Raw genomic sequence first — 22,584 nt, forward strand, 5'->3', positions numbered from 1 at the left:
TCCGGGTCGCATTCCCGGGCGTGTTTGGGACACATCGCACACCCGGGAAGCAGATCAGGAAATCCCCGGGGACCCGTCGTCCAAGGCGGCTACCAGGGCCGGCAGCAGGGCGCGGAAGGCCTGGCCGCGGTGGCTGATGGCGTTCTTTTCCGCACTGCTCAGTTCGGCGCAGGTGCGGTCCAGTCCGGCCGGCTGCAGGATCGGGTCGTAGCCGAACCCGCCCGCTCCCCGCGGCGAGTCCTGCAGTGTTCCGCGCAGTTCGCCGCGTTCCACGGTCCCGCCGCCGTCGGGCAGTGCCAGGGCAGCAGCGCAGACGAACGCCGCCCCGCGGTGCTCGGCGGAAATATCACCCAGCTGGGCCAGGAGCAGTTCGAGGTTCGCCGCGTCGTCGCCGTGCCGGCCGGACCAGCGCGCCGAAAAAATCCCGGGCGCCCCGCCCAGGACGTCTACGGCCAGCCCGGAATCGTCCGCGACGGCCGGCAGGCCGGTGGCTGCCGCTACCGCATGGGCCTTGAGCAGCGCGTTCTGTTCAAAGGTCACACCGGTTTCGGCGACATCGGGCACTCCGGCCGCGGCGGCATCGATCACCTGAGTGTCGACGTCGAGGCCGGGCACCTGCCCGCGGAGCAGTTCCCGCAGCTCGCGCAGCTTGCCCGGGTTTCGGGTGGCCAGGACCAGGCGCGCTGTTGGCTGCGGCATTTAGGCCAGGCCCAGGGTCTGCCGCTGGATGACGGCCAGTTCTGCGGTACCTGCCAGGGCCAGGTCGAGGAGGGCGTCAAGCTCGGCGCGGTCGAACGGAGCACCTTCAGCGGTGCCCTGCACCTCGACGAACTTGCCCGAGCCGGTGACCACCACGTTCATGTCGGTTTCGGCCCGGACATCTTCGACGTACGGCAGGTCCAGCATCGGGACCCCGTCGATGATGCCCACGCTGATGGCCGCCACGGTGTCCAGCAGCGGTGAAGCGTTGCGGGCAATGAGCTTGTTTTCCTTGGCCCAGGCCACGGCGTCGGCTAGGGCCACATAGGCGCCCGTGATGGCGGCGGTGCGGGTGCCGCCGTCGGCCTGCAGGACGTCGCAGTCCAGGACAATCGTGTTCTCGCCCAGGGCCTTGGTGTCGATGATGGACCGCAGCGAGCGGCCGATCAGCCGGGAGATCTCGTGCGTGCGCCCGCCCAGCTTCCCCTTGACCGATTCGCGGTCGTTGCGGGTGTTGGTGGCCCGCGGGAGCATCGCGTATTCGGCGGTGACCCAGCCCTTACCCTCGCCCTTGAGCCAGCGCGGAACGCCGGGGGTCAGCGACGCCGTGCACAGCACCCGGGTATTGCCGAACTCGATCAGCGCCGAACCTTCGGCCTGCTTCGACCAGCCGCGCGTAATGGTGATGCTCCGCAGCTGGTCGGGAGTGCGGCCATCGGAGCGGACGACGGTGGAGGAAGAGGTGGAAACAGGGCTGTTTGCGGCGGTTGTCATAGGCCCAGTCTATCGGCCGGGCCGTCGCGTGCCGGGCGGACGGGCCGGGCGGACGGGCCGGGCAGTATGCGTCCCTACCCTTTCTCTCCCGCTGCCCCGCTCCTAGGGTGGCGCCGTACCGTCGGACCCCTTCCCGCCCGTCCCGCACACCGGGAGGGTCTGGGGGAACGACCCCCTGCAATGACGCAGAAAGGATCGGCACGCACATGCGCAGACTTTCATCTTTGGGGGTTGCCGTTTCGCTGGCCCTGGCAACCGCCCCGGCAACGGCAACCGCGGCAGAACCCGCCGTCACGGAGCTCGGGGGGACGCTTCCCGGCGGAGCAACGTGGGCGGCACAGCTGCCGCAGGACTGGAACGGCAAGCTGGTGCTCTACAGTCACGGCTTCCGCCCCGGACCCGACAACCCGGCCCGGGACCCGGGTTTCGAATCCACCGCCCAGGCACTGACCGCCCGGGGATTCGCGGTCGCTTCCTCGTCCTATGCAGCCACCGGCTGGGCCCTTGGAACAGCGGTCGAGGACCAGCTGGGCACCCTGGCCGCCTTCTCCGCTGCGGCTGGCGAACCTGTCCGGACCATCGCCTTCGGCACCTCGATGGGCGGCCTGGTCAGCAGCCTCATCGCCGAAACCCCGGACAGCGGCGTGGACGGAGCGGTGAGCACCTGCGGACTGCTCGGCGGCGGAATCAACCTGAACAATTACCAGTTGGACGGCCTCCACGCACTCGCCGAGCTGCTCCTGCCCGGAGCAGACCTGCAGTTGACCGGATTCCGCACCGCACAGGAAGCCGATGTCACCATCAATGCCCTGATGGGCGCGCTGCAGCAGGCACAGGCGACGCCGGAGGGCCGGGCCCGGCTGGCATTGGCGGCGGCCCTGATGAACACACCAACCTGGTTCAGCGGGGACACGGAACCGGACCGGAAGGATTACGCCGCACAGCAGGAAGCGCAGTACAACTGGCTGCTGCAGACAATCCCGTTTGTGGTCGGCTCGCGTGCCTCGATAGTCAACGCCGCGGACGGTGACAGCGGCTGGAACCAAGGAGTGGATTACGGCTCCCTGCTGCGTGACTCGGCGCAGCGGCAGCAGGTCAAGGCGCTGTACCGCAGTGCCGGCCTGGATCTGCGCCGGGACCTGCATACCCTCACCTCCACCGCGGACACCGCACCGGATCCGGAAGCCCTGGAGTGGATGGACCGCACCTCGACCCCGCACGGGGACCTCCTCATGCCGGTGCTGACCATGCATACCCTGGCCGACATCCTGGCGCCGGTGGAGTACATGGAGGAGTACGCCCAGACGGTTCGGGAAGCCGGCACCGGTGCGCTGCTGCGCCAGTCCTACGTCGAACGGACCGGGCACTGCACCTTCACCGACGCGGAGCGGGTCGGCGCGGTGCTGGCGATGGACGAGCGCCTTGACACCGGCCGCTGGGGGAACCTGGCCGAGCCCCGGCAGCTTGACCGGGCAGCCGAATCACTGGGACTGGGGGAAGCGGACTTCATCAGGTACCGTCCCGAAGAATTCGTCAACGACCGGGACTACCCGCAGGACCCGGGCTCCGGTCACGGACACGGGCACGGGCATGGACACGGGCACGGGCACGGAAGGGGCCGCTGACGGCGGGCCTACCCCGCCGGATGGACCCCGCCCTGCACAGCGAGGGGTGCACTGAACGGGCTGCCGACGACGTAGGAGACACCGGCCACGGCGACGGCGAGGTCCCCGCTGTAGGTTTCGCGTGCTTCCGAGACGCTGACGCTGGCGTCGTTCCAGACCGGCAGGTGCGTGAGGAGCAGGCGCCGGGCCTGCGCTGCGGTGGCCGCTGCTCCGGCGCGGCGCCCGGTCAGGTGCACCCCTTCGATGGCGTCATCCCGGCCCTCGTGGAACGCAGCTTCACAGAGGAAGACATCGGTGTCCCGGGCGGCATCTTCCAGCCCGGGGCAGGAATCGGTATCCCCGGAATACGCCAGGGTCCGGAGCGCGGGCTCGCCGTCGGCGTCCAGGGTGCGGGCTTCCACGCGCAGGGCGTAGGCCTCTTCGGCCGGGTGCCGCACCGGGTACGGGGTCACGGTGAACGGCCCGATCTGCACTGCGCTGCCGGCGGTCCAGTTGGAGAACTCGAAATCCTCGTGCATGCCCGGGTCCAGCTCCAGCCCGTAGGCCGTGGCCATCCGGTCCGCCGTTGCCGCCGGCCCCCAGACCTTGATCCGGTCCCGGTTCCAGCCGGAGGGGTCCCAGTGCACGGCGACGTGGAGGCCGCACAGATCCATGCAGTGGTCCGGATGCAGGTGGGTCAACAGGACGGCGTCAATGTCCCGCAGGTCCATGTAGCGCTGCAGCGCACCCAGCGATCCGTTGCCGAGGTCCAGCAGGATCCGCCAGTCGCGGACGCCGTCGTTGGCGGTCACGAGGTAGCACGACGCCGGCGAGGCCGGGCCGGGGAAGGATCCGCTGCAGCCCACAATGGTCAGTTTCATACCGTGCCGTTCCTGGAGCCGCCGCTGTGCGCCTCCGTGCGTTCAGGGGCGTCAGCCCGGGCTGCGGCAATCATCTGCGGGGTGACCCGCGCCATGCTGCCGGTTGGGTAATGCGCGGCCACATGTTCCACCTGCTGCACGCTGAGCACCTCGGGGCCGAGGAAACGCCGGGCAAGCAGCTCGAAGGAGGCAGAGTCTCCGGTGGCAACGAAGGTGTGCTGCGGCGGGGTCTGCGAGCGCCGTTCGATCCCGTGCGAGATCAGGGCGCGGTAGACATCCTTCGCGGTCTCCTCGGCACTGGAAACGAGCGTGACGCCGTCGCCCATCACATAGGAAATCACGCCGGTGAGCAGTGGGTAGTGGGTACAGCCAAGGACCAGGGTGTCCACGTCCCGGGCCTTCAGCGGAGCCAGGTATTCCTCCGCCGTGGCCAGCACATCGGGGCCGGACGTGATGCCGGCTTCGACGAACTCCACGAACGCCGGGCAGGCCACCGAAGACACCTGCAGGTGCGGGGCCGCGGCAAAGGTGTCGTCGTAGGCCCGCGAACCAACAGTGGCAGCCGTGCCGATGACGCCGATCCGTCCGGTCCGGGTAGCAGCCACTGCGCGGCGGACCGCCGGCTGGATGACCTCGATGACGGGGATGCCGTACCGGTGCGTGTAACGCTCGCGGGCGTCACGCAGGACGGCGGCGGAGGCGGAGTTGCAGGCAATCACCAGGAGCTTGACGCCGGAATCCACCAGTTCGTCCATTACGCCCAGCGCTTTGGCCCGGACTTCGGCGATCGGCAGGGGTCCGTAGGGTCCGTTGGCGGTATCCCCCACGTACATAACGGCTTCGTTGGGCAGCTGGTCCAGGACGGCGCGCGCCACTGTCAGGCCGCCGACACCGGAGTCAAAGATGCCGATCGGGGCGTCCGGGTCCTTGACCCGGATTGCTTCGTGCACGGACGTGCCCAGTGGATGGGTGGAGGAGCTGGCCGGGTTCGAACTCATAATGTAACGACCATAGTCCTCCCCCGCGCACGGGCACATTCACCGGACCGTGCCGTTGCTCACAAAACCGGCTGCGGACACAGCCGATTCCGTGTCAGCGCAGGGAGTCGAGCAGCGCCTGCATGAGTGTCTCCTGCAGCCATGTGACGAAGTTGTACACCAGCGCAAGGTAGCCGTCCAGATCCTCGGCCTTGGACGGATCGGTGATGTCATGCAGCCGCTCGGCATCTTCGCCATCTTCCAGGCCCAGGCGGTCGGCAAGCACCAGCCGGACATCGTTCAAGGCGCGCGCAAAGAGCTGCGCCTGCTCGGTGTCCAGGCGCAGCGGAGCCGCCTCCAGCTGCAGCGCGGCGGCGCGCAGGGCGCTTTGTTTTGATTCGCGCAGCGACCGTTCCGTAAACCGCCGGAACTCGAGGGCGTCGTCGTCGTTCCCCGTGGTGCCGGCGGGGAGGAGCCGCAGCAGGGCCGAGTCATCCGGAACGGCCGCCGATGGGTCGATGCCGACCATGGCCGCGAGCGGATCGGCGTCCGCGGCAGTGTCAGGTTCCAGCAAGGCCTGCACATCGGAGAAGAGCTTGCGCAGCAGGTCCCGCTCCCCCGGTTCCAGGTTTGCGGTAATGCCCTTGCGGGTGAGCTTGAAGCCGGTGGCCACGAATATCCGTTTCTGTTCTGCGTACTGGGTTCTGCGGTGTAGGCGGTGCCAGGCGGTGCTAAGCCGCGTCCGCCTTCTGGAAGGTGGCCCACAGCCCGTAGGAATGCATGGCGAGGGTATCGCGTTCTGCGGATTCCCGGGATCCGGTGGCCACTACGGACTTCCCGGCCTGGTGGACCTCCAGCATGAGGCGGTGGGACTTGGCCTCCGAATAGCCGAAATAGCTCTGGAAGACGTAACTGACATAACTCATCAGGTTAACCGGGTCGTTCCAGACAATCACGACCCAGGGAACATCCGAAGACGTGAGGGTATCCGTCTCTTCACGTGTCAGGGTGTCCGTTCCGGTCGCGGTGCTGGTAGCCATAGGTCCAATTGTAGTGAGGAATCGGCTGCGAACCTCCGCAGTGCAGCCTTCTGCTCAATGGGGATCCGCGGGTTAGAGTTTTGCCTGTGAACAGTCCCGCCGTCCGGCACACCCCGAATTCAGCCCTCTATACGGACCACTACGAGCTCACCATGCTCCAGGCCGCCCTCCACTCGGGTACGGCTTCCCGCCGGTCCGTGTTCGAAGTCTTTGCCCGGCGGCTGCCGGAAGGCCGCCGCTACGGCATCGCGGCGGGAACGGGCCGCATTCTCGAAGCCCTGGAAAACTTCCGCTTCGACCAACCGCAGCTGGACTTCCTGGCCAGGACCAACGTGGTGGACGAACGCACGCTGGCGTGGCTCGCGGACTTCCGGTTCTCCGGCAACATCTACGGCTACGCCGAGGGCGAGGCGTACTTCCCGCAGTCCCCCCTGCTGATCGTTGAATCCACCTTCGGCGAAGCCTGCATCCTCGAAACGATGATCCTGTCCATGCTCAACCACGACAGTGCCATTGCCTCCGCGGCTTCCCGCATGACCTCCGCTGCCGACGGACGCCCGTGCATCGAAATGGGTTCGCGCCGCACCCATGAGGAAGCGGCCGTTGCCGCGGCCCGCGCGGCAGTGATCGCCGGCTTCGACAGCACTTCCAACCTCGAGGCCGGCCTGCGCTACGGCCTGAAAACCGTGGGCACCGCCGCGCATTCCTTCACCCTGCTGCACGATTCCGAAAAGGAAGCCTTCACCGCGCAGACAGCATCGCTGGGTATGGGCACCTCCCTCCTGGTGGACACGTACGACGTCGAGCGGGGAGTCCGCACCGCGGTGGAAGTCGCCGGACCGTCGCTGGGCGGCGTGCGGCTGGATTCAGGCGACCTCGTGGCGCAGGCGCGCTGGGTCCGGGACCTGCTCAACGAGCTGGGCAACGCGAAGACGCGCATCATGGTCACATCCGACCTGGACGAGTTTGCGATTGCAGCCCTGGCCTCGGCTCCCGTGGACGCCTACGGCGTCGGTACCTCCCTGGTCACCGGCTCCGGGGCTCCCACCGCCGGCATGGTCTACAAACTGGTCAGCCGCGAGGGAGACGACCACGAGTTCGTCTCCGTTGCCAAGGCCGCGAAAAACAAGGTCTCGCTCGGCGGGCGCAAGTACGCACTGCGCCGGCTGGACGAACACGGCACGGCAACCGCCGAGGTGATCGGCATCGGCCATGCACCGGCGGACGACGGCAACGACCGTACGCTGCTGCACCAGTTCGTGGCCGACGGCGTTGTCCAGCCCGGCTGGACCGGACCGGAGGCGGTGACGCGTGCTGCCAAGCAGCACGCTGCGTCCCTTGCCGAACTGCCAACCTCGGTGAACCGCCTGCAGCGCGGCGAGCCGGTTATCCCCACCGAATACGAGGAGTAAGCAAATGGCCCGCGCCCTGATAATCGTCGACGTGCAGAACGACTTCTGTGAAGGCGGCTCGCTGGCTGTGGCCGGCGGGGCCGACCTCGCGGGGGAAATCACCGACTACGTGGAAACCTCCGCCGGCCGGTACGATCTGGTCGCCGCCACCCAGGACTGGCACATCGATCCCGGTGCGCATTTCTCGGATACCCCGGACTTCGTGGACTCCTGGCCTCCGCACTGCGTCGCCGGCACCCCCGGCGCCCAGCCGCACCCGGACCTGGACACCGAACTGGTGGATGCCTTCTTCCGCAAGGGCCAGTACGAAGCGGCGTATTCCGGTTTTGAGGGCGTCCTGGCGCCGGACGTCGAGGTTCCCCTCGGGGAGCCGGAAGCCGAGCCGGAGACAGCCGCCGAGACGCTGAGCCTCGACGACTGGCTGCGGGACAACGACGTGGACGAGGTGGTGGTGCTGGGCCTTGCCGCTGACTACTGCGTACGCGCCACTGCCCTGGACGCCATCGCTGCCGGCTACACCACCGCGGTGATCCCGGAACTGTGCCGCGGCATCAAGCGCGAGACCACCCTCGCGGCCTGGGCCGAACTCGAAGACGCCGGCGTGGAGATCATCGACCTCTAGCAAGGGCGCAGGACAGAGGGCCGGCCGCTGCTGCGACCGGCCCTCTGCCGTTCCCCGGGGTCATTTCCCTGGGGCCGCTACTTGCGGCCGATGAACCAGTCCTGCAGCTTCTTCAGCCGCTTGTTGAGCTGTTCCTCGTTGGCCTGGGCCACGGGCGGTCCGCCGCAGATCCGGCGCAGCTCGCTGTGCACCACGCCGTGGGGCATGCCGGAGCGGGCGGACCAGGCAGAAACGTTCTTCGCCAGCTCGCCCCGCAGTTCGGTCAGCCGGCGGTGATCCACCACTTCGGGGGCTTCCGCCGGCACTTCCTCTGCTGCGGCACCGGAACGGCGGCCCCTGCGGGAAAGCTGCTCGTGCTGGCGCTGGCGCAGCAACGTGCTCATCTGGTCCGCGTCCAGGAGGCCGGGAATGCCGAGGAAATCCTGTTCCTCCTCGCTGCCCAGCGCACCGCCGGTTCCGAACTCGCCGCCGTCGAACAGGACCCGGTCAAAGGACGCCTGCGATTCGAGGGCCTCGAACTTCTGCTTGGTCAGCTCGCCGGAGGCCTTTTCCTCGCGGTTTGCCGCCTCCATCAGGCTGTCCTCGAGGCCGAAGCCCTCCTCCTCCAGATGGTTGTCCGGACGGTCCAGCGCGTGGTCGCGTTCGACTTCCATCTGGTTGGCCAGTGCCATCAGGTTCGGCACGGAGGGCAGGAACACCGACGCCGTCTCGCCGCGCTTGCGGGCACGCACGAAACGTCCCACGGCCTGCGCGAAGAACAGCGGGGTTGCGGTGGAGGTAGCGTAGACGCCGACGGCGAGGCGCGGCACGTCCACGCCTTCAGACACCATCCGCACGGCTACCATCCAGCGCTGGGTGCCGGCGGAGAATTCCTCGATCTTCTCCGATGCCTTGGCATCGTCGGACAGGATGACCGTAGGTGATTCGCCCATGATCTTCTTCAGCCAGCCGGCGTACGCACGGGCGTCGTCGTGGTCCGTGGCGATCACCAGCCCGCCGGCGTCGGGCACTGACCTTCGGACCTCCGTGAGGCGGCGGTCCGCTGCCGCCAGCACCGCGGGAATCCACTCGCCGGTGGGATTCAGGGCGGTGCGCCAGGCCTGCGCCGTGATGTCCTTGGTCACCGCGGCTTCGCCAAGCGACGCCGCCATCTCGTCGCCGGCACTGGTCCGCCAGCGCATCTGCCCCGAATAGGCCATGAACATCACCGGGCGGACCACATGGTCCTTCAGCGCCTGTCCGTAGCCGTAGGTGTAGTCGGCCTTGGACCGGCGGATGCCGTCCCGGTCTTCGACGTACTCCACGAACGGGATGGCTGCGGTATCCGAGCGGAACGGCGTACCCGTCAGGGAAAGCCGCTTAACTGCCGGCTCAAACGCTTCGCGGATGCCGTCGCCCCAGGAGAGGGCGTCACCGCCGTGGTGGATCTCGTCCAGGATCACCAGGGTGCGGGCGGCCTCGGTCTTGGCACGGTGCAGCATCGGCTTGGATGCCACCTGCGCGTAGGTGACGGCCACGCCGATGAACCCGTGCCCGTGCCGCCCGTCGGCGTTCTTGAAGTTCGGGTCGATGGCCAGGCCCACCTTCGCGGCGGCGTCGGCCCACTGCCGTTTCAGGTGGTCTGTCGGGGCGACGACGGTGATGCGGTTGACGATCCCACGCTCCACCAGTTCGTTGGCCACACGCAGGGCGAAGGTGGTTTTACCGGCGCCCGGGGTGGCTACGGCCAGGAAATCGCTGGCATTGGATGCGAAGTACTTCTCGAGGGCCTCTGCCTGCCACTGACGCAGCTTCGGGGCGGTGCCCCAGGCGGCGCGCCCGGGGTAGGCGGGTGGCAGGGACGCACCGGCGCCGAACAGGGTTTCGGAACTCACGCGGGAAACGCAACCTTTCTCATTGCTCGATTGGTTGTTGCCGTGCGGGCACCGGACGGGCGCAGCGCTGAGCGACTGCGCGCGGGCGCAGGCGTAAACACATAGGTCATGCAGACATCAGGACTAACTGCCTTCGCGGAGGAAGGCTGGGAAACGGAGCGAGCAGAAAACCGGCCGGAGAGGACGAACTACTTCTTGCCCTTGGGGTTGTCACCTTCGGGACGCAGGCCCTCGTAGATTTCCTTGCAGGTGGGGCAGACGGGGAACTTCTGGGGATCCCGGCCGGGCGTCCACACCTTGCCGCAGAGAGCAATCACCGGCTCGCCCGAAAGCGCCGATTCCATGATCTTTTCCTTGCGCACATAGTGGGCAAAGCGCTCACTGTCGCCGGGTTCCAGCTCTTCGCGCAGTTCTTCGCGCTCGATGGTGGCCGTGGACGTACCGTTGTCATCCAGGCGGCGGGGATCGTTTTCGAAAGGATCGGGAGGCAGGCTCATGCGTTCCATCTTAGTACCCGCCGACTATTTGTTGACGGAGACCTGCTGCAGCAGTTCCGGCCCGCGCGCGTCCAGCCACCGTCCGCCCAGCCGGATCCCGAGGATCAGGACCGCCGCACCCAGCAGCAGTCCCGCGAGCAGGGTCACAACGCCCCAGAGAGTGCTTTCGAGCACGACGGCGAGCACTCCCGGGACGAGCACGGGCACCAGCAGCGCGAAGGTCACGAGGCTGAAGGCACCCTGGACCAGCAGGGCCCGGCCGGTGGAACCGGGCGGGGTCTTGAATGCGTTTTCCCCGGGCAGCGGTACGTTGTAGGTGTAGCGCGCGGACACCGCGCTGGAGACTCCCAGCCCGATCATCAGCGCCGCCATGGAAACCCCCAGTACGGGGGCTATGAGGTCTGCGTGCCCGGTCAGGGCCGCCGGCAGGACGGCTGCGGCGAGCACGGCCGGCACGCTTACCACTGCGCAGGCCAGTGCCCGGCCGGCGCGGTCCGCCCGCCCGGACACACCGGTGGCCAGATGCAGGGCGAACGCCGTGTTGTCATAGGAGACGTCCGCGCTGATGGAGAAGCCCAGCATAAAAGCCACCAGCGGCCCCAGCGTCAGCGGCACCATCAGCCCCGCCTCCGCGCCGGCGTTGTTTCCCGCGAACAGCAGGACCACAACGAGCAGCGGGACAATCAGCAGTGAAGCGCTGTAGCGGGGGTCGCGAAGCCAGTAGATCAATGCCCGCGCGGCCACCGCTCCGGTGGGAGTGGCCGGGAAACGCGAGAAGAGCCCGAGCCCGGCGCTCTTCCGGCCGGCTGCAGACTGCGGCGGGCTGACCAGCGCCCGCAGCAGCAGGGCTTTCCAGGCCAGTACCAATACCGCCAGGAAAGCCACAGCGATAAGGGCCTTGGCACCCGCCGCACCGTAATGGCCGAGGGCAATGTCGCCGGGTACTGCCCAGACGGCGCCCAACGGCGTCCACGCGAGCACGTCGGCAAGGCCCGGAAGGAACTCTGCGCCGGCCCGGATCCCTTCGGCTGCACCGGCAATGATGGGCCCCAGCAGCACCAACGGGATGACCAGCAGCAGCCCCGTAAAGTCGCGGAACCTGCGGGATCCGGTCAGGGAGACTGCTGCGGCCACGGTAACGCGCGCGGCGATCAGGCAGGTGAAGACCGCCACCATGGAAAGCACCAGTGCTGCGGCCAACGCCCCCGGAAAGCGGTACCAGCTCGCCGCCTGCGCGAGTACGGCCAGCAGCATGGTGGCCCCGGGAATACCGATCAGCCCGCCCGCGGCCAGGCCGGTCAGCAGCTGCGGGGTGGGAACGGCGTAGGTGGTGAACCGGGCCGGATCCAGGGTCAGGTCCAGGCCGGAAAACACCACCGGGATCAGGGCCCAGCCCGCAACCGCTGCGGCTCCGGCGAGGATGACCGCTGTTCGGGCCGCCGCCGGATCATCCCCCACGATAAACAGAGCCGCGATCAGCACGGCCAGGAAACCCAGCGCATAGAGCGCACCGAGTATGATCCCGACCAGCTGCCAGGGACTGCGCTTCAAAGAGTTGCGCAGCAGCAGCAGCTTCAGCCTCAGAAGGTGCGCAACCATTCCAGCCCCTCCGAGTGGGTCCGGCCGCCGACCAGCGACACAAAGCGGTCCTCCAGCGTCGCGCCGCCGCGGACCTCGTCCACCGTTCCTGCGGCCAGCAGGTTGCCGCCGGCAACCACTGCGACGTGGTCACACATCCGCTGGACGAGGTCCATCACATGGCTGGAGACAATCACGGTTCCCCCGGAGGAAACATACCCGGCGAGAATGTCGCGGATATTGGCCGCAGAGACCGGGTCCACCGCCTCGAACGGTTCGTCCAGGACCAGCAGGCGCGGGGCATGGATCAAGGCGGACGCCAGGGCTACTTTCTTCGTCATACCCGCGGAGTAATCCACCACGAGCTTGCCTGCGTCAGCACTGAGGTCCATGGCGGCCAGGAGGTCCTTGGTGCGCACCCGGACCGTCTCCCGGTCCATACCGCGCAGCAGTCCCGCGTACGTCACCAGCTGCTCACCGGTCAGCCGGTCGAAAAGGCGGACGCCGTCCGGCAGGATCCCCATCAGCCGCTTGGCCTCGAGGGGGCGGGCCCACACATCGGTGCCGTGCACCCAGGCGGAGCCCGCGTCCGGACGCAGCAGCCCGGTAGCCAGGGACAGCAGGGTGGTCTTGCCGGCCCCGTTGGGCCCCACCAGCCCGTAGAACGAGCCCTGCGGCACATCCAAGGTGATGCCGTTGACGGCCGTCTTGGAACCGAAGCGCTTGGCGAGTCCCCGCATGGACAGCGCCGGGACGGAATCCGGTAGTGATGTCATGGGCCCAGCCTATCCACCCGGCGCCGGGACGTCCTCGGCCCAAAGGACCAATTCAGCGACCCTTGGGGCCGGGGCATCCGTCGCGGGGACTAGCCCTTCGCTAAAACATCCCGCGGCGTGCGGCGCGCTCGTACTGCGGCACCCAGGGCAGCTTGGCGTCCAGTTCGGCCGCTGCGCGCATCCACCAGTGCGGATCCCGCAGGGCGGCACGGGCTATGAGGACCGCGTCCGCGGCACCGGCCTGCAGGATTTCCTCCGCCTGCGCACCGGAATCGATGAGCCCGACGGCGGCGGTAGGCACGCCTGCGCCGTGCCGGACCGCTTCGGCGTACTCCACCTGGTAATTCGGTGCCACGGGGATCACGGCCCCGGGAACGGCTCCGCCGGTGGAAACGTCCACCAGGTCCACTCCGCGTTCCCGCGCAGCTCGTGCCAGGACCACCGAGGACCGGGCGTCCACTCCCCCGGGCATCCAGTCCGTGGCGGAGATCCGCAGCAGGAGCGGCATGGAATCGGGGATGACAGCGCGTACCGCATCGATGACCTCAAGGGTCAGCCGGTTCCGCCCCGCCTCGTCCCCGCCCCACGCATCGGTGCGGGTATTGACCAGCGGGCTGAGGAACTGGTGCAGCAGGTAGCCGTGTGCGCCGTGGATCTCGATGGTGTCGAAGCCCGCGTCAACCGAGCGGACAGCCGCGTCGGCGAAGTCCCGGATGACCTGCCGGATACCCGCTTCATCCAGCGCGGCAGGAGCTGCGTAGCTGCCGAACGGGTCCGCCGTCGGGCCGACGGTCTGCCAGCCGCCGTCGGACAGCGGCACACTGCCGGTCCCGGGGGCGAACGGAGCATAGGTGGAGGCCTTGCGTCCGGCATGGGCCAGCTGGATGCCGATACGCGCCTGGACGGCGCCGTGCCGGTGGACAAAATCCGTGATGCGCTGCCAGCCGGCGGCCTGCTCCTCGTTCCAGATCCCGGCGTCCTGTGGGCTGATCCGTCCTTCCGGCTGGACTGCCGCGGCCTCGGTGATGATCAGGGCCGCGCCGCCGGCGGCGAAGGACCCCAGATGCATCAGGTGCCAGTCATTGGGTACGCCGGGCGCGTTGGCGGGATCCGCGGGATCTACGGAGTCCGCGGAGTACTGGCACATTGCTGCTACCCAACCGCGGTGGGCCAGCTCCAATCCGCGCAGGGTGACGGGGTCAAATAGGGATGACGTCTCCATGGAAAAGCCGCGCCGCCTAGAACAGTGCCCGGGCGAGGGCAGAACGGGCCTTGGTGACCCGGGGATCGGCGATGCCGACCACTTCGAACAGGTCCAGCAGCCGCAGCCTGGCGGTTTCGCGGTCTTCGCCGCGCACCCTGCCGATCAGGCCGGTAATCCGGCGGAAGGCGTCCTCGACGTGCCCGCCGGCAATGTCCAGGTCCGCGACGGCCAGCTGCGCCTGGACGTTGTCGGGCTCTTCGGCGCCTGCCCGGCGGACGGCCTCCGCATCGGCATCACGCAGCCGGGCCATGAGTTCCACCTGGGCAAGGCCCGCTTTCGCATCCGCGTCGGCCGGCTGCTCGGCAAGGGCACGGCGGTAGGCGGCAGCCGCGGCGTCGTAGTCCTCGGCATTGATGGCGTCAAAGGCTTCCTGGTGGAGCGGAGACAGCGGCGCTTCCGGCGCCTCTTCCTGGGTACCGCCTTCGAGGGTCCCGTTGACGCCGTTGGCGGCGGCCACCTGCATCAGCTCGCCGACCAGGGCGCGGATCTGCTCCTCCGGCATCAGCCGGTCCAGGAGCGGCACCGGCTGGCCCTTGATCACCGCGGCCACGGTGGGAACGGCGACGGCGGAGAAGGCCTGCGCAATCTGCGGGTACGCTGCAGCGTCCACCCGGGCCAGCAGCATCCGCCCGTTCTGTTCCACGGCGATGGACGCCAGGATTGCGGACACCTGCTGCGAGTCGGGGCTCGCATCCGAATACAGGTCAATGACCACCGGAACTTCGGCGGAAAGCTGGACAATCTGGGGGAAGGTCTGTTCCGAGACCTGCACCACGAACGGTGACGGCGCCGGAGCGGTTCCGGGGGCGGCGCCACCCGGAGCGGCTCCACCCGGGGCTGCCGGGGCCGCGGGTGCCGCCGGGGCCGTGGAACGTGCCTTGAGTGCGGAGAGGTCAACTGCACCCCGCAGGTTCATGGAGGAGGGGGCAGCCGGGGACGGGCGATGGTTCGGTGTGCTCATTTCTTCACCTTATTACGCCGTGCCCGTCCACCGGCAAGCCCCGCGCTTCCGCCTACTTGAGGTTGGCGGACAGCAGTTCCTGCGCTGCACCCACTACCAGGGCCTGGCCGGTGCCGCCCGAAGCCGGAACGTAGAGCATTACGGCTTCGCCGTGGGTGACGTCGATGCCCTTGTCGGTGTTCGTCTCGCCGGTCAGTGCCTGGTAGACGGTACCTTCAAGGTTGACCGAGTCGCCGGCTTCCTTGGGCGTGCTGGAGAACGTGTTGGACAGGTAGCCGAACACGATGGCCCCGCCGTCGGCGGTCCGCAGTGCGTAGGTTTCCTTCGGATCCGCGGCATGCAGGAACGTGTTGGTGGCGAACTCATTCTTCGGGTCGCTCTGCACCTGCTGCTGGAACTTGACCACGTCCTCGCTGAAGCGGTTGGCGCCGAAGGTGTCCTTCTTCTCGCCCTCCGGATTAGTCAGGGAGTCGGCCAGCGCAGCGACGGCGCCCTGCGGCGACATGGCCAGCCCGTTGTCCGAGTCAGCGGGAATCTGGGCCGAGCCGTCGGTGGCGGCGGGCGGCTGCGGGAAGGTGCTGGCGGGCAGCATCTGGACAGCGGAAACCAGCTTGTAATTGTCCCTGGCCGAGTCCTGGACCAGGAGCAGCGCCTGGGGCACCGGGTTCCCCTCGCCCTGGGTCACGGCGACGACGGTGCGCGGCCAGTCTGCCGCGGTGCCGATTGACTGGGTCCGCAGCGTTTCGGCGGCCACCGGCACCGGGGCTTCATGGTCGGCGGACTTCGCAGCCACGGCGTAGTTCGCTGCACGCATGGCGTAGGCAGCCCCGCCGACGCGCGGCGTCAGCATCGATGCATCCTTGGCCGCGTCGCCCGCCTCAACCGTGCCGGCCACGGAATCCAGGATGCGGGTCAGCTGGGAGTCCACGATTACCGGCTGGCTTCCGGCGGCGGACTCGCCGGCCAGTGCCGCTGCGGGGGCAGAGCCCGCTGCCAGTACGGCGGCGGCAGCAGCGGCCAGGTAGGCCGGACGACGGCGGCGGGGGCGGGGGGCGGCGGCGGTGAAGGCCGACGTCGTACCCGAGACGCTGGGCTGCTTGTCAGCTGCCCCGCTGTCCCGACCGGCGCTGTCCGGACCGGCGCTGCGGCGGCCGCTGCGCCGCGGACCGTCGGAGCCGCTGCGCAGGAAGGCAAGGGCCAGGCCCAGGACGGCCAGCAGGGCACCGATGACGATCAACGGCACGGCGAACGGGCGGGTGGCGTCGTTCTCCCAGGTCAGGGTCACGTCGGTGGGTGCGGGAGCGGTGCCGTCCGTGGCGATCAGGATCCGCCAGTCGCCTTCGCCCGGCGCTTTCCAGTCGTGGGACAGTTCGCCTTCGCCGGACTCTTCAATGACCCAGAGATCGGAACCGGCAGGATTCGGGGCGGTCTTCCCGGTCTTGTCGGTGCCGACGGCCAGGGACGAGCTGTCCTCTCCCGGGCTGAGCCGGGCGGCGGCGGCGTCTGCCACCCATGCCTGGACATCGTTGGCCCGGCCGACCGCCAGCGTGAAGGGAGCATCCGAACGGACGGTGATGTCCACGCCGTCGGAGTATTCGGCCAGCAGTTCCGGCTCCAGCACGGTGACCACGGCATCCTCGGCGCCCTCGGCGTCCATGGAAACCGACTGGGTCTCGGGGGGCGCCCAGAACGTGCGCTGGCCAATGCCTATCAGCATCAGCAGCACCCCAAGGACGATCAGCGGAACTGCAAATTTGTTTCGCACAACTTACCTATCTTCAGTCTGGGCAAATGACATGGCAGGGCGGCGGATTTTCCGGGCCGGCAGGCCCGAACGCGGGCTCCGGAATGCGGCGGCTAATTCGCAGCTGGTCATTGATGTCCTGGCACTTGATAACCCAATGGTAACGAAATCCCATCAGAGCACCCATTCGGGCGATGGCCCGGAGCGGTAACCGCCGCATGTGCCTAAGGGGAAAAGCGGTTTCGGCGGCGCGTCGGCTGGTAAGGTTTCGGTTCGTATCAGCAGCCCGACCAGGCAGAGGAGAAACGCGCGAAATGAGCGAAAACGAGGACGTGCCCGTCCACGCGCCGCTCCCCGGCCCTGCGGACAAAAAACCGGCGGGCGGGAATGCCTCCGGCGGAAATACGCCCCGCACCCCTCTGCCCGGATTCCTTTCCACGGCTGCGGACCGAGTGCGCTACAGCCTGCGCCACGGCGTTCCCGGTGCCCGGCCGCGGCCGCGCTTCGAATTCCCGCCCGAGGACGCAGCCGGTCCGGAGATTACGGTCGACGACGACGTGCGGCTTCCCGATGAACGGCTCAGCGTCAGCGGCGGCGGGCAGGGGCATGACCCGGAGGGCGGGAGCCTGCGCGCCCACCCCATCTACTTTGGTTTTATGCTCACGGTCGGCGTTGGCCTGGCCCTGCTGCTGTTCTTCGTCATCACCAATGTCGGCGAGCTGCTGGTCTGGATCGGCGCTGCCCTGTTCATTGCCCTGGGACTGGATCCGGTGGTCCGCTGGCTGGCCGCGCGGCGTATCCCCCGCCCCGCAGGCATCGCCCTCACCGTGCTGGTGCTCGCCGGCGTCGTCACGGCCTTCTTTGCGACGCTGATCCCCACCATCGTCAGCCAGTCGACGGAAATCATCGCCAAGGCTCCGGGCTACATCAACAACTTCCTTGCCTCGGATTTCTTCGTCAACATCGACAAGCAGTTCCAGATCCGTGACCGCATCGAGCAGGAAGTCGGCAGCTTCTTCTCCAACAGCTCCGCCGTGGGCGGCATTTTCGGCGGGGTCCTCAGCGTGGGCACGGTGATTGCCAACGGCCTGTTCGGCGCCCTGATCATCCTGGTCCTGACCCTCTACTTCCTGGCTTCGCTGCCGTCGATGAAGAAGTGGGCCTACCGGCTTGCCCCGCGCAGCCGCCGCCGCCGGGTGGAGGCCCTCTCAGAGGAAATCACCGGCAGCGTCGGCAACTACGTGATCGGCCAGGGCCTGGTCGCATTGCTGGACGCCACCTACGCCTTCATCGTGATGACCATCACCGGCGTGCCGTTCTCGGTGCTGCTGGCCTTCCTGGTGGCGCTGCTGGCCTTCATCCCGCTGGTGGGCCCGCCCATAGCGCTGGTGCTGGTCTCGCTGGTGGCCCTGACCGAGGGCTGGCAGACGGCTGTGGTCTTCGCCATCCTCTACATGGCCTACCTGCAGTTCGAGGCGTATTTTGTCTCCCCGCGCGTGATGCAGCGGGCCGTGGCAGTGCCCGGCGCCGTCGCCGTCATCGCCGTGATTGCCGGCGGCAGCCTGCTCGGCGTGCTGGGGGCACTGATAGCCATCCCGACGGCGGCCGCCACCCTGCTGCTGCTCAAGGAAGTCTTCATCGCCCGGCAGGACCGGCAGTAGCCCGTCAGTACCTGCGGCGGATCCGCCAGCAGTGGTTGTGCCAGTGCCGGCGGCCCTCGACGGCGGTCTGGCGGCCCAGCAGCGAGTCTTCCTGCCACACCACCAGGTGCGCGGTTCCGGGCGGAATGACCTGCCCGCAGCCGGGGCACCGGTAGTCCTTTGCGGCGTTGCCGGCCGTGATCTGCCGCACCGACCATTCGCCGTCGGGACCGCTTTCACGGCGTGGAATACCGGCACGCGTGCGTTCCAAATCCCCCTCCGGCGGGGTGGACGCCCACTTGCGGCGGGCGTTCCGGCCGGCTGCGCTGCCGGCGGCAGGCGTGCGGCGGGGATGGTTCGAACGGGGCATAGAAGTCATTTTGCCGCAGATGAGCCGGTAAAGTGCAACTGTGCGTTTAGTAATAGCCCGCTGCTCCGTTGACTACGTCGGCCGCCTCCGTGCCCATCTGCCCCTGGCCGTAAGGCTGCTCATGGTGAAGGCCGACGGTTCCGTCCTGATCCATTCCGACGGCGGATCCTACAAACCGCTGAACTGGATGAGCCCTCCGGCCACCATGCGCAGCGTGGAACCGGACGAGACGGACGCCGAAGCCGGCGTCACCGAAGTCTGGAACGTCCAAAGCGCGAAGACCGACGACCGCCTGATCATCAGCATCCACGAGCGGTTCTCCGATGTCTCCCATGACCTCGGGACCGACCCGGGCCTCATCAAGGACGGCGTGGAAGCGGACCTGCAGCGCCTGCTGGCCGAACAGATCAACCGGTTGGGCGAAGGCCACACGCTGATCCGCCGCGAATACATGACGGCCATCGGCCCCGTGGACATCCTGGCGCGCGACGCCACGGGCGCCACCGTGGCCGTGGAGCTGAAGCGCCGCGGAGACATCGACGGCGTGGAGCAGCTGACCCGCTACCTGGAACTGCTCAACCGGGACCCGCTGCTGGCTCCGGTCCGCGGCATTTTCGCCGCGCAGCAGATCAAGCCCCAGGCCCGCGTGCTGGCCGAGGACCGCGGGATCACCTGCCTGACGCTCGACTACGACGCGATGCGCGGCGTGGATGACAGGGATTCCCGCCTCTTCTGAGTCCCCCGCCCCGCTCCCGGCCGCCGGCCAACATGCCTAGAATCGGTGCATGAACCCCACAGCGCGCAGCCGGGACCGCGGCTACCTCCGAGGCAGCCTGCTGACTCCGGAGGAGCTGGTTCCCGACGGCGCACTCGCGTTTGTCGGGGACCGGATCACCTACGCCGGCCCGGCCGGCGGTTTTGACGACGCCGGGTGGCCGGAGCCCGCGCACCTGCCGGCCGGTTCGCTCATCCTCCCCGGACTCGTGGACCTGCACTGCCACGGCGCTGCGGGAAGCGATTTCACCACCTCCGACGCCGAGGGAATCCGGCGGGCAGCCGCCTTCCTGCATTCGGCGGGAACCACCACGCTGCTCGCCAGCACGGTTTCCGCGTCCCGTCAGGACATGCTCGCTGCCGCCGCCCGCCTAGCCGCCCTCGCGCGGGAAGGGCTCATTGCCGGAATCCATGCCGAAGGGCCGTTCCTGGCAGGGGAGCGCTGCGGTGCGCAGGACCCGAAGTTCCTGGTCCCGCCGGACCCCGGCTTCGTGGATGAGCTGCTTGCAGCCGCGGACAGCGAACTGGTCACCATGACCTATGCGCCTGAACTGCCCGGAGCGGATGACCTGGTGGACCGCCTGGTCCTGCACGGCGTGACGCCGTCGCTGGGGCATACCGCCGCTGCGGACCCAGTTGCTGCCGAGTCGCTGGAGTCCGCCCGGGACGAAATGGAAGAGGCCGGCTTCGGAGGTTATGCTCCCCGGCCCACAGTGACGCACCTGTTCAACGGCATGGACCCGCTGCACCACCGCTCCCCCGGCGCCGTTGCCGCGAGCCTGCGGGCCGCACGCAGCGGAGCGGCCGTGGTGGAGCTGATCGCCGACGGGGCGCATCTGGACCCCGCGCTGGTACGCACCGTCTTCGAGCTCGCAGGAGGCGCCAACGTGGCCCTCGTCAGTGACTCCATGGCGGCCACCGGCCTGGGCGACGGTACCTACCGGTTGGGGCCTGCCGACGTCGTGGTGGAGAACGGGACGGCCCGCCTGCCCGGCGGCACGCTGGCCGGCGGCACGGCCACCCTGCTCCAGTGCGTACGCACGGCTGTCGCTGCCGGTGTGCCGCTCGCGGACGCGGTGGGCGCGGCCACTGCGGTGCCCGCGGACGTGCTTCGGCTCGCCGATGAAGTCGGTGCCCTGCGCCGCGGCCTGCGGGCCGATGCCCTGGTGGTTTCAGCGGACCTGGAGCTGCACGCGGTCCTGCGCTGCGGAACGTGGCTGCCGCGGTAAAAAAGCACCCGAAAAAAGTTCTAAATATTTCGTTTTGAGCATTGACCAGGCATTTCGGTTATGCCACGCTGTTACCAAGTCTTTGTGTAGGTGTTTTTTCATGCTCGCAAGACCGTTGCGAGTGAGAAGCTCCTCAAGGAACTGCTGAACGGCAAGAACTTGGGCTTTCTTGCTTCAGTAACATATCCGGCACGGACCGTGCAGGTAAGTTCCACATTATGAGGAGAAACAAATGGCTCAGGGTACCGTCAAATGGTTTAACGCCGAAAAGGGCTTCGGCTTCATCACTCCGGACGACTCAGACGGCGATGTCTTCGTCCACTACTCCGAAATCCAGACCAACGGATTCAAGACCCTCGACGAAAACCAGCGTGTTTCCTTCGAGATCGGCCAGGGCGCCAAGGGCCCCCAGGCCACCGGCGTTACCGCCCTCTAGGGTTTAACACTTTTCCGCAGGGAAACAAGGAAAGCCCCCGGCACATGCCGGGGGCTTTCCTTGTTTTCCATTGGTTTATTTACCCACCGCTTACTTACCCGCGGCGGCGGACTACGTTCGCACCAAGGCTCCGCAGATTCTCCATGAATCTTTCATACCCGCGGTCAATATGGTCCACGCCCCGCACTTCCGTGGTTCCGTCGGCAGCCAGGCCTGCTATGACAAGGGCAGCGCCGGCCCGGATGTCATTGGCCACCACCGGTGCGCCGGACAGCAGCTCGACACCCTGGATCAGGGCGTGGTGTCCGTCGAGCCGGACCACGGCTCCGAGCCGCGCCAGTTCGGACGTGAAGCCCCAGCGGGCCTCGAAAACATTCTCGGTGACCATGCCCGAACCGTTCGCGACGGCGTTGAGGGCCACCACGAAGGGCTGCAGATCGGTGGGGAATCCGGGATACGGCAGGGTGGACACGTTGATGGGCTCCGGGCGGGCCGGTCCCTTCACCGTGAAGCCGTCCTCCCCCGTGCTGACTTCGCAGCCCGCCTGGGTGAGTTTGTCCAGGACCACTGCCAGGGCTGATGCATCCGCCGAGCGCACCTCGATCTCGCCGCCGGTGATCGCTGCCGCGAAGGCCCAGGTGCCGGCGACAATCCGGTCCGGCACCACACGGTGTTCCACCGGGTGCAGTTCCCGGACCCCGTCGATGATGAGCGTGTTGGTGCCCACGCCGCTGATCTGGGCCCCCATGCTGTTGAGCATGCGGGCAATGTCGGTGATTTCCGGCTCCCGGGCGGCGTTATCGATCACCGTGCGTCCGCGGGCCAGGGTGGCGGCCATCATGAGGTTTTCGGTGGCGCCCACGGAGGGAAAGTCCAGGATATGGTCCGCTCCGTGCAGGCCTTCCGGGACGGAGGCAACCAGGTACCCGTGATCGATGCCGATCTCGGCGCCCATAAGTTCCAGTCCGGCGCGGTGCATGTCCAGTCCGCGGGAGCCGATGGCGTCTCCGCCCGGCAGCGCCACCTCTGCCCGCCGGCAACGGGCCACCAGCGGTCCCAGCACGGAGATGGAGGCCCGCATGGCGCGGACGAGGTCATAGTCCGCCTGGTGGCCCAGCTCCTGCGGGACGTCCACGGCCACGGAGGCGGCGTCGACGTCGTAATCCACCGAACATCCCAGCCGGCGCAGCAGCTCCGCCATGATCCAGACATCCTGGATGTTGGGGACATTCGCGATGACGGACCGGCCCTGCGCAAGCAGCGTTGCCGCCATCAGCTTCAGGACGCTGTTCTTGGCACCCGGGACAGTAACGGCTCCGCGAAGGGTGGACGGGCCGGTAACAACAATGACGTCTTCCATTACTCCATAGTAGGGGCCGGGGCAGGCTCCAAAGGGCAGCAAAAAAGGCACAGGGGGAATTCCCTGTGCCTT

General features: G+C 67.9%; 22 protein-coding genes. 7 read left to right on the forward strand and 15 right to left on the reverse strand.

The features are described 5' to 3' along the window. Positions 1-54 precede the first annotated feature (54 nt). Both rdgB and rph read right to left on the reverse strand, forming a co-directional pair. Positions 55-699, reverse strand: a complete 645-nt coding sequence (gene rdgB / locus N2L00_RS10675) for an RdgB/HAM1 family non-canonical purine NTP pyrophosphatase (RefSeq protein ID WP_255862759.1) — start codon at positions 697-699, stop codon at positions 55-57. Next, positions 700-1,473 (reverse strand): ribonuclease PH, encoded by a 774-nt coding sequence (gene rph / locus N2L00_RS10680; protein WP_227933194.1) that lies wholly within the window; start codon positions 1,471-1,473, stop codon positions 700-702. Positions 1,474-1,679: 206 nt separating this feature from the next. Here rph and N2L00_RS10685 point away from each other — a divergent pair, with 206 nt between their 5' ends. Next, positions 1,680-3,098 (forward strand): S9 family peptidase, encoded by a 1,419-nt coding sequence (locus N2L00_RS10685; RefSeq protein ID WP_255862758.1) that lies wholly within the window; start codon positions 1,680-1,682, stop codon positions 3,096-3,098. Between the two features lie 8 nt (positions 3,099-3,106). On the opposite strand, the gene N2L00_RS10690 is transcribed toward N2L00_RS10685, so the two are convergent. The 4 genes from N2L00_RS10690 to clpS all read right to left on the reverse strand — a co-directional run bounded on the left by N2L00_RS10690 (position 3,107) and on the right by clpS (position 5,975). Then, on the reverse strand, positions 3,107-3,958 hold the full coding sequence (locus N2L00_RS10690) for an MBL fold metallo-hydrolase (protein ID WP_255862757.1): 852 nt from the start codon (positions 3,956-3,958) through the stop codon (positions 3,107-3,109). Continuing rightward, on the reverse strand, positions 3,955-4,956 hold the full coding sequence (gene murI, locus N2L00_RS10695; protein WP_255764612.1) for a glutamate racemase: 1,002 nt from the start codon (positions 4,954-4,956) through the stop codon (positions 3,955-3,957). The genes N2L00_RS10690 and murI overlap by 4 nt, the downstream gene beginning before the upstream one ends. 94 nt (positions 4,957-5,050) lie before the next feature. Further along, positions 5,051-5,608, reverse strand: a complete 558-nt coding sequence (locus N2L00_RS10700; RefSeq protein WP_255862756.1) for a DUF2017 domain-containing protein — start codon at positions 5,606-5,608, stop codon at positions 5,051-5,053. Positions 5,609-5,666: 58 nt separating this feature from the next. After that, positions 5,667-5,975 (reverse strand): ATP-dependent Clp protease adapter ClpS, encoded by a 309-nt coding sequence (gene clpS, locus N2L00_RS10705; protein WP_227918245.1) that lies wholly within the window; start codon positions 5,973-5,975, stop codon positions 5,667-5,669. Positions 5,976-6,061: 86 nt separating this feature from the next. Between clpS and N2L00_RS10710 the strand changes: the two genes are divergently transcribed. Next, a complete protein-coding gene (locus tag N2L00_RS10710) occupies positions 6,062-7,387 on the forward strand; it encodes a nicotinate phosphoribosyltransferase (protein WP_255862755.1) in 1,326 nt (441 codons plus the stop codon). Positions 7,388-7,391: 4 nt separating this feature from the next. Further along, positions 7,392-8,009: an isochorismatase family protein gene (locus N2L00_RS10715; protein ID WP_255862754.1), complete on the forward strand. Its 618-nt coding sequence runs from the start codon at positions 7,392-7,394 to the stop codon at positions 8,007-8,009. Positions 8,010-8,086: 77 nt separating this feature from the next. Here N2L00_RS10715 and N2L00_RS10720 read toward each other — a convergent pair whose 3' ends face one another. The 7 genes from N2L00_RS10720 to N2L00_RS10750 all read right to left on the reverse strand — a co-directional run bounded on the left by N2L00_RS10720 (position 8,087) and on the right by N2L00_RS10750 (position 16,724). Further along, positions 8,087-9,883, reverse strand: coding sequence for a DEAD/DEAH box helicase (locus N2L00_RS10720; RefSeq protein ID WP_255764616.1), 1,797 nt, complete (start codon positions 9,881-9,883; stop codon positions 8,087-8,089). A 188-nt stretch (positions 9,884-10,071) separates the two neighbouring features. Next, positions 10,072-10,380 (reverse strand): DUF3039 domain-containing protein, encoded by a 309-nt coding sequence (locus N2L00_RS10725; protein WP_227918249.1) that lies wholly within the window; start codon positions 10,378-10,380, stop codon positions 10,072-10,074. A 24-nt stretch (positions 10,381-10,404) separates the two neighbouring features. Beyond that, on the reverse strand, positions 10,405-11,979 hold the full coding sequence (locus tag N2L00_RS10730) for a transporter (RefSeq protein ID WP_255862752.1): 1,575 nt from the start codon (positions 11,977-11,979) through the stop codon (positions 10,405-10,407). Next, positions 11,961-12,734, reverse strand: a complete 774-nt coding sequence (locus N2L00_RS10735) for an ABC transporter ATP-binding protein (protein WP_255764618.1) — start codon at positions 12,732-12,734, stop codon at positions 11,961-11,963. The genes N2L00_RS10730 and N2L00_RS10735 overlap by 19 nt, the downstream gene beginning before the upstream one ends. Positions 12,735-12,834: 100 nt before the next feature. Then, entirely contained in the window at positions 12,835-13,956 is a 1,122-nt protein-coding gene (locus N2L00_RS10740; RefSeq protein WP_255764619.1) for an NADH:flavin oxidoreductase/NADH oxidase, read from the reverse strand. Positions 13,957-13,972: 16 nt separating this feature from the next. Then, a complete protein-coding gene (locus tag N2L00_RS10745; RefSeq protein WP_255862751.1) occupies positions 13,973-14,959 on the reverse strand; it encodes a co-chaperone YbbN in 987 nt (328 codons plus the stop codon). A 52-nt stretch (positions 14,960-15,011) separates the two neighbouring features. Next, a complete protein-coding gene (locus N2L00_RS10750) occupies positions 15,012-16,724 on the reverse strand; it encodes a hypothetical protein (protein ID WP_255862750.1) in 1,713 nt (570 codons plus the stop codon). A gap of 293 nt (positions 16,725-17,017) precedes the next feature. Here N2L00_RS10750 and N2L00_RS10755 point away from each other — a divergent pair, with 293 nt between their 5' ends. Further along, a complete protein-coding gene (locus tag N2L00_RS10755) occupies positions 17,018-18,364 on the forward strand; it encodes an AI-2E family transporter (RefSeq protein WP_255764622.1) in 1,347 nt (448 codons plus the stop codon). A gap of 4 nt (positions 18,365-18,368) precedes the next feature. On the opposite strand, the gene N2L00_RS10760 is transcribed toward N2L00_RS10755, so the two are convergent. Then, positions 18,369-18,713, reverse strand: a complete 345-nt coding sequence (locus tag N2L00_RS10760) for a hypothetical protein (RefSeq protein WP_255764623.1) — start codon at positions 18,711-18,713, stop codon at positions 18,369-18,371. Between the two features lie 40 nt (positions 18,714-18,753). Here N2L00_RS10760 and nucS point away from each other — a divergent pair, with 40 nt between their 5' ends. From nucS to N2L00_RS10775, 3 genes are all read left to right on the forward strand, one after another. Next, positions 18,754-19,449 (forward strand): endonuclease NucS, encoded by a 696-nt coding sequence (gene nucS / locus N2L00_RS10765; protein ID WP_227918257.1) that lies wholly within the window; start codon positions 18,754-18,756, stop codon positions 19,447-19,449. A 49-nt stretch (positions 19,450-19,498) separates the two neighbouring features. Then, entirely contained in the window at positions 19,499-20,716 is a 1,218-nt protein-coding gene (locus tag N2L00_RS10770; protein WP_255862749.1) for an N-acetylglucosamine-6-phosphate deacetylase, read from the forward strand. A gap of 232 nt (positions 20,717-20,948) precedes the next feature. Next, positions 20,949-21,152, forward strand: a complete 204-nt coding sequence (locus N2L00_RS10775; protein ID WP_146361532.1) for a cold-shock protein — start codon at positions 20,949-20,951, stop codon at positions 21,150-21,152. A 94-nt stretch (positions 21,153-21,246) separates the two neighbouring features. Here the strand turns inward: N2L00_RS10775 and murA are convergent, their stop codons facing one another. Beyond that, positions 21,247-22,512, reverse strand: a complete 1,266-nt coding sequence (gene murA / locus N2L00_RS10780) for a UDP-N-acetylglucosamine 1-carboxyvinyltransferase (RefSeq protein WP_255862748.1) — start codon at positions 22,510-22,512, stop codon at positions 21,247-21,249. Between the last annotated feature and the right edge of the window lie 72 nt (positions 22,513-22,584).

It is taken from the genome of Arthrobacter sp. zg-Y1171 (assembly GCF_025244845.1).
GTDB lineage: Bacteria > Actinomycetota > Actinomycetes > Actinomycetales > Micrococcaceae > Arthrobacter_B.